We start from the raw sequence: 11,514 nt of genomic DNA, 5'->3' as shown, positions 1-11,514 counted from the left end.
GTTTCTGTTCTACATCTTGCAGCGGGAGCTGAAAACGCGACATTGGGTGCGTCCGGCATTGCTGGTGGCTCCAGAGCCGGCGCTCCATGCGTTGCTGCAGGAAATTTTCAGTCTTGTGGTTACCTCTGATCTGCAGGCTTCTGGTGTCACGGTGCATGCCGATTTGCAGCGGTTGCCTTTCCATGCGGGGGCTTTCGACCTGCTTGTTGCGGTACACGTACTCGATGAGGTCGAAGATGATCGGTGTGCCCTTGCCGAGTGCTGGCGGGTACTTGCCCCAGGGGGCTTATTGGTGGTACCGGTACCGATCATTTCCGGGAGCGCAACAATGGAATTGGAGACGCGGCGAACCGACGGTAAAGTGCGACTGTCTGGACTCGATTATGAAACCCGCATCAAGGATGCTGGGTTCAGACTGCTTAAACATCATATGGCATTGGATAGCCCTGAAGCCTGTGCTCGACACCAATTTATGATCTATTGCTACGGCTCTGAACAGGTTGCCGAGGAGTTTTCGATCTTTGTCAAAGATTAAGGTCCTTCATTACCGTACCGAGTGGCTTGGCTTGACGGAAACCTGGCTCCACAATCAGGTAGTTTCCTTGCCTGGTGATATCGAGAGTTCAGTCATCTGCGAGAAGACCGCTAATGTGGACCTTTTCCCAGTGCCAGGGCTCCATGCCCTTGACAACGAGAGATGGTACCGCTCATTCTGGGACAGGGGACTCCGCCGATTGGGCATCCGACGCCACCTTGGTTTTCTGGCGGCGACTCTTGGCCAGATCAAACCGAATATTGTCCACTCCCATTTTGGCAATACTGCCTGGTCCAATTGTGCGGTGTTAGCCCGTTCCGGCATTCCACATGTGGCCACTTTCTATGGCCTGGACGTTAATTATCTGCCAACAGTTGCTCCCTGTTGGTTGGACCGATACCACGAACTTTTCAGCAAGGTTGATCGGGTTCTTTGCGAAGGTGGCCACATGGCCACATGCATCGCAGAACTCGGATGTCCGGAGGAAAAGGTTCAGGTTCATCACCTTGGCGTCAGGATTGAGGGTATCCCTTTCGTCCCTCGGCAGTGGCAGCCAGAGGAGCCGCTGCGCGTGCTCATTGCCGCAGCGTTCCGCGAAAAAAAAGGGATTCCCTATGGACTTGAAGCATTGGCCCGTTTGAAAAAGGAGATCCCGCTCACAATAACCATTATTGGTGATGCCAACCGAGAGCAGCGAAGCCTAGAAGAGAAAAGGAATATTCTCGCAGCCATTGATCGTTGCGGCCTGATAGAAAATATCCGCCTTCTTGGTTATCAACCATATCCGGTGCTCTGGGCTGAAGCTGCTTCCCATCATCTGTACCTGGCTCCAAGTGTGACGGCCAGCGATGGTGATACGGAGGGAGGGGCCCCCGTGACCCTCATCGAAATGGCTGCCTCCGGGATGCCGATCGTCAGCACCCGTCATTGCGACATCCCAGAGGTCCTGCCGACTGGATTTCTTGCAGAAGAGAGGGATGTTGCAGGTCTTGAACGTGAGATCCGCCGGTTGCTTGAACAGCCTGAAGACTTGAGTGAGCGGCTTGTTGCCGCTCGGCGACATGTTGAGAAAGAGTACAACGCGGTCGTTCAGGGTAATAGGCTTGCTGCCATCTACCGAGAGGTGGTAGGGGACGAGGGACGAGCAGCATAATGAACAAGGAGCCGCTGGTTTCCATTATCATGCCCACCTATAATCGTGCCCGCCTTGTGGGGCGAGCGGTGGATAGCGTGCTGGCCCAAACTTACCGTAATTTTGAATTCATCATTGTTGATGATGCTTCGACGGATGAAACAGCGCAGGTCATAGCATCTATTGCTGACGGCCGTATCCGTTTTTTCCGCAACGATGTTCGTCGCGGTGCTGCTTTTTCCCGGAATGTTGGAATCAGGGCTGCGACAGGGCAGTATATCGGTTTTCAGGATAGCGATGATGAGTGGAATCCGGATAAGTTGGCTCGTCAGATGGCGGCTCTTGCCAACACGCCGGCAGATGTGGGCGTGGCCTATACCGGTTTCTGGAAAGAATTGGCAGGCAAGCGGACTTACATTCCCTCGCATCGCATTGCTGTACGGGAAGGAAATATTCACCAGGCACTCCTTTGGGGAAATTTTCTCGGGACACCAGCCTTGTTGGTCAAGCGGAATTGTTTGCAAGCTGTCGGCTTGTTTGCAGAGGAACTACTTCGTTTTCAGGATTGGGAGCTTTGTCTTAGGCTTTCGGTTTCATATAAATTTGTTTTCATCGATGAGCCTTTGTTTACGGCCTATTACAACGATGACAATATTTCGAAGGATGACGCAGCTGCCTTACACGCTTTGTCCATGATTTTCGCAAAGTTTAACCAGGAAATAGTCAGCGACCGGAGATTGCTTGCCCATTATCAGCATTGGCTTGCTCTCTGTTGTGCGACGCTTGGCATGAAGACGGAGGCTTGTCGATTTTTATGGCGGGCCGTCTGGTCCAATCCGCTTAATGGCAAATACTATGTGTCAGCATTGGTGGGGATAGTAAGCCCTAAAGCACTGATGCGGCTGGTTGTTGCGTTCCAACGCTACAAAATACACAAAGCGTCCGGGCAGTGGGGTAGAGGATGACAGTTTTACAGGCACTTCTCAAACACTCCGATCGCTTCGTGGGTCGCCTGATCGCCTCTTTGTTTCCTGTCCCCATTTCGTGTAAAATTCCTCATTTTCCAAGTTCCGTCCTCTTTATTAGGCCTGGAGGGATAGGTGACGCCGTGCACCTCATTACCTCTCTTCGAACGTTGCAGGCATGTTATCCAAGTGCAGCCATCGATATCCTGGCTGAGAGGCGTAACGCCGATGCATTCAACCTCTGTCCAGGTATCCGGTCGGTTCGCCGCTACGATGTCCCCTCTGAATTCATCGTCGCTCTCCGTACCCGTTACGATGTCTTAATCGATACGGAACAGTGGCATCGGTTGTCGGCAGTTATTTCACGTATTGTCAATGCAGGGGTGAGAATAGGTTTTTCGACCAACGACCGTCGGCGCCTCTTTACCCATCCGATCCCCTACGAGCAGGAGGATTATGAGGCCGACAGCTTCAAGCGCCTTTTGGCTCCGCTTGGGTGTGATGGTGGCGACAATTTCGTTGATCCATATCTTGCTGTTGCTGGCAGGTATGCTGAAACCTCAGACAGCCTTCTTGCTCCATTGAAGGGTAAACCGTTTGTGGCATTTTTCACCGGGGCGAGTATTTTCGAGCGCCGCTGGGGAGCAGACAAGTTTGGCGAACTGGCCACTCGGCTTCGGCAGCATACTGAGGTTGTTGTCGTCGGTGGCGCGGTTGATCGGGGTGATGCTGAAATGGTTGAACGAACTGGCGCGTTGAATCTCGCCGGCAAGACTTCCCTTGTCGAGTCTGCCGCTATCATCGCCCGATCGTCCCTCCTCGTCAGTGGCGATTCCGGCATCCTCCACATCGCTGTCGGCCTCGGCATCCCTACTGTCTCCCTTTTCGGCCCCGGTCGGGCAAAAAAATGGGCGCCGCGGGGCGAAAACCACATCGTCATTAACAAGAATCTTCCCTGTTCTCCTTGTACCACCTTTGGCTATACGCCTAAGTGTCCCATCAACGCTCGCTGCATGGCGGAAATCACGGTTGACGAGGTTGAACAGGCGGTAATGACGCTCTTGGCCCGGAGAAAATTTCGATATGCGCCAACAAAAGCCTTGACTTCTCCAATGTCAGTTGGTATTTAGGAAATTCGTTTTGCATGTAGGCGCGTAGCTCAGGGGGAGAGCGCTACCTTGACACGGTAGAGGTCGGCGGTTCGAGACCGCCCGCGCCTACCATCTAAACAACTCGCAGCCAAGGCTGTGGAAGGGGCATCGAAGTTCGATGCCTCTTCGTGTTAAGGGGCCAGTGATGGGTGACATCAGGGTTACATTGCCGGATGGGTCGGAAAGGGTTCTTGCCGAGGGTGCAACGGTGCGTGATCTGGCTGCTTCTATTGGAGCGGGGCTTGCCAAGGCTGCCCTTGCCGGCAAGATCAACGGCGTTGCGGTCGATCTTGTGGCGCCGCTCGTGGATGGCGCCAAGATCGAGATCATAACCGAGAAGTCCCCCGAGGCGCTGGAGATCATCCGGCATTCCACGTCCCACCTCATGGCCCAGGCGGTCAAGGATCTTTTCCCACAGGCAAAGGTCACCATCGGGCCAGCCGTCGAGAATGGCTTCTACTACGACTTCGACGTCGATCATGCCTTTACTCCCGAAGACCTCGAGAAAATCGAGGCCCGCATGCGGGAGATCGCCAAGTCCGACCTTAAGGTGGAACGCCAGGTTCTTTCGAAGGCTGACGCCATCAAGCTCTTCAAGGATATGGGCGAAACCTACAAGATCGAGCTGATAGAGGCGATTGGCGATGATACGGTTTCGCTCTACCGGCAAGGAGATTTTATCGATCTTTGCCGTGGTCCCCACCTTCCTTCAACCTCCACTTGCCGTGCATTCAAGCTGACCTCGCTGGCCGGCGCCTACTGGCGCGGTGACGAGAAGAACAAGATGCTGCAGCGGGTCTACGGAACCGCCTTTGCTGATAAAAAGGAGCTTGACGCGTATCTGGAGAGGATCGAGGAGGCCAAGCGCCGCGACCACCGCAAGCTTGGTCGCGAACTCGATCTTTTCTCGTTCTCCGATGAGGTTGGTGCGGGGTTCGTTATCTGGCATCCCAATGGGGCCATGCTGCGTACCATCCTCGAAGATTTCGAGCGCAGGGAGCACCTGAAGCGAGGGTACGACATCGTTGTGGGACCCCAGATCCTCAAGACCGAACTCTGGCAGCGGTCCGGCCACTACGATAATTACCGCGAGAACATGTATTTCACCGAGGTGGAAGGGCAGGGGTTCGGCATCAAGCCGATGAACTGCCTCAGCCACATGATGATCTACAAGTCACACCTGAGAAGCTATCGAGATCTGCCGCTGCGCTTTTTCGAGCTCGGGACGGTGCACCGACACGAGCGGGCCGGTGTTTTACACGGTCTTCTGCGCGTGCGCTGCTTCACCCAGGACGATGCCCACATCCTCTGCACCCCGGAACAGCTCAACGACGAAATCAAGGGAGTCATCTCTTTTGTCAATGATGTCATGGGGATTTTCGGGTTCGATTTCGAGATGGAACTCTCAACCAGACCCGAAAAGTCCATCGGTTCCGACGAGGATTGGGAGCGGGCCACTAATGCGCTGCTCGGGGCTCTCAAGGATTCTGGTCGTCCCTACGAAATCAATGAGGGCGATGGTGCCTTCTACGGTCCAAAGATCGACATCAAACTGCGCGATTCTCTTGACAGAAGGTGGCAGTGTGCTACAATCCAGTGCGATTTTACGCTCCCTGAGCGGTTCGACCTGACCTATGTCGATGCCGATGGTGAGCGGAAGCGCCCTGTAATGGTCCACCGGGTGATACTCGGATCAATCGAGCGCTTCATCGGTGTTCTTATTGAACATTTTGCCGGGAACTTCCCCGTGTGGCTCTCGCCGGTTCAGGCCATCGTGATGACCGTCACGGACAATCAGCAGTCCTATGCCGCGCAGGTTTTCGAGACGCTTCGGTCGAGCGGAATCCGAGTTCAGAAGGATTTCCGCAACGAGAAGCTCGGATTCAAAATTCGCGAGGCACAACTCCAGAAGATTCCGTACATGCTCGTCATCGGCGACAAGGAAGTGGAGTCCGGGACAGTGACCCCACGTTTCCGTGATGGTTCGAATCTCGCATCCATGAAGCCCGATGAGTTTGTTGCGTTCATCAGCGAAGAAGTCAAACGCTTCAAATAGGAGGTGGCGCCATAGCCAAGCCCACAGTAAATGTTAATCAGGCCATCAGAGCCCGCGAGATAAGGGTTGTTGGAGCCAACAGCGAGCAACTCGGTATCATGAATCTGAATGATGCTCTTGCCCTTGCTGAGAGTCAGCAGTTGGATCTTGTCGAGGTTTCTCCGACAGCCGTACCGCCCGTTTGCCGGATCATGGATTACGGCAAGTTCAAGTACCAGCAGAGCAAGAAGCTCCAGGAAGCCAAGAAGAAGCAGTCACATGTTGTGGTCAAGGAGGTCAAACTTCGTCCCAAGACCGATGAGCACGATCTGCAATTCAAGATCAAGCATGTGCGCCGCTTCATCGAAGAGGGCAACAAGGCCAAGGTGACACTGGTGTTCCGTGGCCGCGAGATTACGCACATGGAGTTTGGGGTGCGTGCCCTTGAGCGGGTTGCCAGTGAGATTGAGGATATTGCCATTATCGAGATGAAGCCCAAGATGGAAGGGCGGAGTATGTTCATGATAGTCGCCCCTAAAGTAAAAAAATAGATTTCGTATCATACATGTAGAAAAGGAGAAGAGTAATGCCAAAGATCAAGACCAACCGCGGCGCTGCCAAGCGCTTCAAAAAGACTGCCAGCGGCAAGATCAAGAGAAGTAGTGCTTTTACAAGCCATATCCTCACCTCAAAGACCCGCAAGCGTAAGCGTCAACTTCGCTCGAGTTCACTTGTTGCCGCTGTCGACCAAAAGAACATCTCTAAGCTGATACCCTATATGTAGTAAAAGCAGGGAACCGGGATTGATTCCCCGTTTCCCCTTTTAATAAGTCCGTGAACCGTGAGGAAGCGCCTCCCCTTGCGGATCCGGCAAAATTTATCGGTAAAAGGAGCAGGAAATGCCAAGGGTAAAAAGAGGTTTTAAAGCGAGACGCAGAAGAAACAAGGTGCTCAAACTTGCCAAAGGTTTCCGTGGTGCGCGGAGCAAGTTGTTCCGGAGCGCGACAGAGGCCGTGGACCGTGCACTCAATTATGCGTATCGCGACCGTAAGGTCAAGAAGCGTGATTTTCGGGCACTCTGGATTACGCGGATTAACGCTGCGTCCCGTCTCAACGGGCTTTCGTACAGCAAGCTCATTCATGGGCTGAAGAAGGCGTGTGTTGAAATCGATCGGAAAGTCCTGGCGGATCTGGCAGTATCCGACCCCTCAGGATTTGCAGAAATCGCAACGCTCGCCAAAGCACAGATTTAGTGAAATTCAGCCGGATAAAAAAGAAATGGGATGCTTAGCGTTCCATTTCTTTTTTTGTAAAGGGTGTTGGTTATGAAAGAACAACTCGACGGGCTTCTCCAGGCCGCTCTCAAAGAGATTGACGGGGCAGGAAACGAAGAGGCTCTCCAGGAACTGCGGATTAAGTACCTTGGCAAAAAGGGTGAGTTGACTGCCGTCATGAAGGGGCTTGGCTCCCTTTCCGCCACAGAGCGGCCGGTAGTTGGGCAGATGGCCAATGCGGTGAAGGATCAGCTGGAGTCTCGACTCGAAGAGAAACTGACCCAGGTCCGTGACGCCAATAAACGCGAGAAACTTCAACGCGAGCGGCTTGATGTGACGCTGCCCGGTCGCAGGCTGCCATACGGCTCGAAGCATCCCATAACCCTGGTCATCGAGGAGATCTCGGAGATTTTTGCCGGGCTCGGCTTCCAGGTGGCCGAGGGGCCCGAGGTGGAGCTCGATTTCTATAATTTCGAAGCCCTCAATTTCCCCAAGGACCATCCCGCCCGGGATATGCAGGACACCTTCTTCGTGGATGATTCCATTCTGCTGAGAACCCATACGTCGCCGGTGCAGGTCCGCACCATGCTCAAGCATGCGCCGCCTGTCCGGATCATTTCTCCCGGGACGGTCTATCGTTGCGACTCAGATGCCACCCACTCGCCCATGTTCCACCAGATCGAGGGGTTCATGGTCGATACGGGGGTAACCTTTGGCGATCTCAAGGGGGTATTGACGACCTTTCTGACCCAGTATTTCGGAAAAGGTATCGGTGTTCGTCTGAGACCGAGCTTTTTCCCATTTACCGAACCCAGTGCCGAGGTCGATATTGCCTGTGTCATGTGCAAGGGCAAGGGGTGTCGGGTCTGCAAGCAGAGCGGTTGGCTCGAAATTCTCGGTGCTGGAATGATTGACCCGGAGGTGTATCGCCATGTGGGGTACGACCCGGAGACCATTTCCGGCTTCGCCTTCGGCATGGGGATTGAACGTGTTGCAATGCTCAAGTACGGTATCGGGGATTTGCGGCTTTTCTTCGATAATGATGTGCGCTTTCTGCAACAATTCTGAAATATCAGGTTATTAGGGCTTATCGCTTTACAGAGAACATCACTTATTATATCCCGGACAGGGTGAGAATATGATTGTCACATACAACTGGCTCAAGGAATTTGTCGACTTTGATCTGTCACCACAGGAGCTTTCGGATCTCCTTACCATGCTCGGTCTCGAGGTGGAAGGTGTTCGTCACGTGGGGGGCGGACTCGATGAGGTTGTCGTCGCCATTGTGGAGGAGAGGGCGCAGCATCCCAATGCAGACAAGCTTTCCCTGTGCAGGGTGAATAACGGGAGAGAGACGCTTGCCATTGTGTGTGGAGCCCAGAACTTCAAAGCCGGGGACAAGGTTGCGTTGGCCCAGCTTGGCGCGGTTCTGCCCGGTGATTTCAAGATCAAGCGTTCAAAGATCAGGGGCGAGGAGTCATGCGGAATGCTCTGCTCCGAGAAGGAGCTTGGGCTTGCCGCTGAGTCGGACGGGATTCTTATCCTTCCCCCGGACCTCCCCCTCGGTGTGCCGGTGTTTGAGGCCCTTGCTCTCAAGGATACTATTTTCGAAATAGGTCTCACGCCCAACAGGGCCGATTGCCTGAGTATCGTCGGCGTTGCACGGGAGATTGCCGCCAAGCTGGGCATGAACGTCCGATACACAGGGCATTCCGTCGAGGAGTCTAATTTCCCCATCAGTGAACGCGCCGAGGTGATCGTTGAGGACGCCGAACTGTGCCCCCGCTATACAGCCCGCTACATTGCCGGCTGTTCCGTAGGACCGTCGCCGGCGTGGCTTGTGAGGCGTCTTGAGGCGGTAGGAATGCGTTCCATCAACAATGTAGTGGATGTGACCAACTACGTCCTTATGGAATACGGTCATCCCCTCCATGCATTTGATGCTGATCTGCTTGCCGGTGGCAAAATCATTGTTCGACGTGCCGCGGAAGCAGAGCGTTTCTCAACTCTTGACGGTCAGGAGCGGGTTCTTACGGCGGCCGACCTGACGATCCGTGACGGCGAGAAAGGCGTTGCCCTTGCCGGGATCATGGGGGGAGAGAACTCCGAGATCCGTCAGGACACAGCCAACATTCTTCTGGAAAGCGCCTATTTCAATCCGTCGGCCATCCGAAGAACCTCGAAGCGTCTCGGCCTCCACACTGAGTCTTCCCATCGTTTCGAGCGGGGCGCGGATGTCGATATCCTTTTGACGGCCCTTGACCGCGCCGCGTCTCTCATCGCAGAGCTTGCCGGTGGTGAGATCGCCCGGGGCGCCATTGATGTCTACCCCCGTTCTCTCCCTAGCCGCACCGTCAGATTCCGTGTAAAACGGTGTAATGAACTCTTGGGCATTCAGTTGGCGGCCGATGAGATGGCAGCGATCTTCAATCGACTCGAGTTCACCGTCAATTCCGTTGAACCGGGACTGCTCGACGTTACGGTGCCCAGCTTCCGGGTCGATGTCGAGCGGGAGATTGATCTCGTGGAAGAGGTTGCGCGGCTGAACGGCTACAACACGATTCCGGTTACGATGCCCAAGGCCCGGGTCTTTTCTGACCGACCTACCCGGCACCAGCGGCTCGAGAAACGGCTGAGAAATGTTATGGTTGGCCAGGGATTCAGCGAGATCATTAACTTCAGCTTTATGGCGCCCGGAGTGCTGGACAAGCTCCTTCTGGCCGATGACGATCCTCGGCGGTCTGTAGTGAGGTTGCGCAATCCCCTCGTGGAGGAGCAGTCGGTAATGCGTACGGCGCTTCTGCCTGGACTTCTTGAAACAGCCTCCAGAAATCTGAACTACCGCATGCTGACCCTCCGGATGTTTGAACTTCGGCGCGTCTACTTGCCGATGGAGGGTCAGGAGTTGCCCAGAGAGCCTCTCCATCTTGCAGGGATCTTGACCGGTGCCCGCTATCGCGAAGGGTGGAATCAGGAACGTTATCAGGTCGACTTTTATGACGTAAAGGGCGTTGTCGAGCATATCCTTGACGAGTTTGCTGTAACTTCCGTCTCGTATGTTCAGGATTGTCTTCATCCCTACTTCCATCCAGGTAAGTCCTGTTCGGTCCGATCTGGTGACGAACTGCTCGGCTCCTTTGGTGAACTCCATCCTGACGTTCAGGATAACTTTGAGATTGATCAGCCGGTCCACTATCTAGAGCTTGACTTTGAGAAACTGGCGATGCTGAGTTCGGACAACGTTACCATTAAGCCTCCGTCCCGTTTCCCCGATACGTTCCGCGATATCGCGATGCTCATCAGCGATGAAGCTCCTGCATCGGCCATCCTGGACTGCATTGGCGGACTGAAGATCCGCGAGGTGGAGTGCGCGGAGATATTTGATCTTTATAAAGGGACCCACATTCCCGAGGGATTCAAAAGTGTTGCGGTCAGAATCCGGTACCGTTCCCAGGAAAAAACCCTTACCGACGATGAGGTTTCTCCGTTGCATCAGCGCATAGTCGATACTCTGGTAAAAAAGCTAGAAGTCACGATACGTTAAAAACAGGTTGATTATCTCGAACCACTGTGTTATAAATCCTGACGCCTTCGGTGAACGCGATATTTTTTTATAACGTATTGATTTTGAGGGAGTATATGACCAAGGCAGATATTGTTGAGCAGATCTACGAGAAAGTGGGTTTTTCGAAAAAGGAATCCGCAGACCTTGTTGAGCGGGTATTTGGTCTGATCAAAGAAACCCTTGAAAATGGTGAGAAGATAAAGATCGCCGGTTTCGGTAATTTCGTGGTCAAAGAAAAAGCTGATCGGCGTGGCCGCAATCCCCAGACTGGCGACGAGATCATCATATCCGCACGCAGGATTCTCACGTTCAAGCCGAGTCAGGTTCTCAAGTCCTCGATTAATTCCTGAGAAGATTCTTCCCCGGAGGGAAGGTGAAGGCCAAGCTTCCTGATAAACAGTATTTCAGGATCGGTGAGGTTGCGCGGTTGACAGCGCTCAAGGCCTCGGTTCTCCGGTTCTGGGAGACGGAATTCAAGGAGCTGAAACCACCCAAGAGTCGAACGGGCCAGCGCCTCTACTCAAAGCAGGATATCGAGCTTCTTTTGGAGATAAAACGTCTCCTCTATGCCGAGAAGCTCACCATAGAAGGGGCTCGCAAGAGACTGAAGACATCGGAGAGAAGTCACAAGGCCTCACCAAAAGCATCAAACGAAACAAGCGATCTGTTAGGATTGGTGAAAGAAGTGCGGCAGGAGCTCGAAGCGATCCGCCGTATGTTGTAGCAGTAAAAGATATCGGGGCGTAGCGCAGCCTGGTAGCGCACCAGACTGGGGGTCTGGTGGTCGCTGGTTCGAATCCAGTCGCCCCGACCATTTTGACCATAGACGGTTTCGGACTCCGAAACCGTCTATTTTT

General features: G+C 53.8%; 12 protein-coding genes and 2 tRNA genes. All 14 read left to right on the top strand.

Annotated features, from left to right (window positions below; all coding sequences use genetic code 11):
- The first annotated feature begins 16 nt into the window (after nt 1-16).
- The gene (locus tag RCH91_RS01190) at nt 17-535 is read left to right on the top strand and encodes a methyltransferase domain-containing protein (RefSeq protein WP_306532688.1); all 519 of its coding nucleotides are present in this window, start codon (nt 17-19) and stop codon (nt 533-535) included.
- A complete protein-coding gene (locus tag RCH91_RS01185; RefSeq protein ID WP_306532687.1) occupies nt 522-1,688 on the top strand; it encodes a glycosyltransferase in 1,167 nt (388 codons plus the stop codon). The genes RCH91_RS01190 and RCH91_RS01185 overlap by 14 nt, the downstream gene beginning before the upstream one ends.
- A complete protein-coding gene (locus RCH91_RS01180) occupies nt 1,688-2,632 on the top strand; it encodes a glycosyltransferase family 2 protein (RefSeq protein WP_306532686.1) in 945 nt (314 codons plus the stop codon). Before RCH91_RS01185 ends, RCH91_RS01180 begins: the two co-directional genes overlap by 1 nt.
- A 143-nt stretch (nt 2,633-2,775) precedes the next feature.
- The gene (locus RCH91_RS01175; RefSeq protein WP_306532685.1) at nt 2,776-3,762 is read left to right on the top strand and encodes a glycosyltransferase family 9 protein; all 987 of its coding nucleotides are present in this window, start codon (nt 2,776-2,778) and stop codon (nt 3,760-3,762) included.
- A gap of 18 nt (nt 3,763-3,780) precedes the next feature.
- Nucleotides 3,781-3,855, top strand: a tRNA-Val gene (locus RCH91_RS01170).
- A 73-nt stretch (nt 3,856-3,928) separates the two neighbouring features.
- Nucleotides 3,929-5,839, top strand: coding sequence for a threonine--tRNA ligase (gene thrS / locus RCH91_RS01165; RefSeq protein WP_306532684.1), 1,911 nt, complete (start codon nt 3,929-3,931; stop codon nt 5,837-5,839).
- An 11-nt stretch (nt 5,840-5,850) separates the two neighbouring features.
- On the top strand, nt 5,851-6,369 hold the full coding sequence (gene infC / locus RCH91_RS01160; RefSeq protein ID WP_306532720.1) for a translation initiation factor IF-3: 519 nt from the start codon (nt 5,851-5,853) through the stop codon (nt 6,367-6,369).
- Nucleotides 6,370-6,404: 35 nt separating this feature from the next.
- Nucleotides 6,405-6,602: a 50S ribosomal protein L35 gene (rpmI, locus tag RCH91_RS01155; protein ID WP_306532683.1), complete on the top strand. Its 198-nt coding sequence runs from the start codon at nt 6,405-6,407 to the stop codon at nt 6,600-6,602.
- Nucleotides 6,603-6,717: 115 nt separating this feature from the next.
- Nucleotides 6,718-7,071 (top strand): 50S ribosomal protein L20, encoded by a 354-nt coding sequence (gene rplT / locus RCH91_RS01150; RefSeq protein ID WP_306532682.1) that lies wholly within the window; start codon nt 6,718-6,720, stop codon nt 7,069-7,071.
- Between the two features lie 72 nt (nt 7,072-7,143).
- Nucleotides 7,144-8,160, top strand: a complete 1,017-nt coding sequence (gene pheS, locus RCH91_RS01145; protein WP_306532681.1) for a phenylalanine--tRNA ligase subunit alpha — start codon at nt 7,144-7,146, stop codon at nt 8,158-8,160.
- 70 nt (nt 8,161-8,230) lie between these two features.
- Nucleotides 8,231-10,636: a phenylalanine--tRNA ligase subunit beta gene (pheT, locus tag RCH91_RS01140; RefSeq protein ID WP_306532680.1), complete on the top strand. Its 2,406-nt coding sequence runs from the start codon at nt 8,231-8,233 to the stop codon at nt 10,634-10,636.
- A gap of 95 nt (nt 10,637-10,731) precedes the next feature.
- On the top strand, nt 10,732-11,007 hold the full coding sequence (locus tag RCH91_RS01135; protein WP_306532679.1) for an integration host factor subunit alpha: 276 nt from the start codon (nt 10,732-10,734) through the stop codon (nt 11,005-11,007).
- A 23-nt stretch (nt 11,008-11,030) separates the two neighbouring features.
- Nucleotides 11,031-11,381 carry a MerR family transcriptional regulator gene (locus RCH91_RS01130; RefSeq protein WP_306532678.1) on the top strand — a complete coding sequence of 117 codons (351 nt, stop codon included), beginning with the start codon at nt 11,031-11,033 and terminating at the stop codon, nt 11,379-11,381.
- Between the two features lie 13 nt (nt 11,382-11,394).
- Nucleotides 11,395-11,471, top strand: a tRNA-Pro gene (locus RCH91_RS01125).
- The last annotated feature ends 43 nt before the right edge of the window (nt 11,472-11,514 follow it).

Origin of the sequence: Geobacter sp., assembly GCF_030834625.1 — a bacterium.
GTDB lineage: Bacteria > Desulfobacterota > Desulfuromonadia > Geobacterales > Geobacteraceae > Geobacter.
Note: the sequence above shows the minus strand (reverse complement) of the source record. Positions and strands in the feature narration are given on the sequence as shown.

Excerpts from the sequence above, each read along its gene's own strand:
- RCH91_RS01180 (WP_306532686.1), top strand. The coding sequence starts at position 1,688 with ATGAACAAGGAGCCGCTGGTTTCCATTATCATGCCCACCTATAATCGT.
- thrS (WP_306532684.1), top strand. The coding sequence starts at position 3,929 with ATGGGTGACATCAGGGTTACATTGCCGGATGGGTCGGAAAGGGTTCTT.
- rpmI (WP_306532683.1), top strand. The coding sequence starts at position 6,405 with ATGCCAAAGATCAAGACCAACCGCGGCGCTGCCAAGCGCTTCAAAAAG.
- rplT (WP_306532682.1), top strand. The coding sequence starts at position 6,718 with ATGCCAAGGGTAAAAAGAGGTTTTAAAGCGAGACGCAGAAGAAACAAG.
- pheS (WP_306532681.1), top strand. The coding sequence starts at position 7,144 with ATGAAAGAACAACTCGACGGGCTTCTCCAGGCCGCTCTCAAAGAGATT.
- pheT (WP_306532680.1), top strand. The coding sequence starts at position 8,231 with ATGATTGTCACATACAACTGGCTCAAGGAATTTGTCGACTTTGATCTG.
- RCH91_RS01135 (WP_306532679.1), top strand. The coding sequence starts at position 10,732 with ATGACCAAGGCAGATATTGTTGAGCAGATCTACGAGAAAGTGGGTTTT.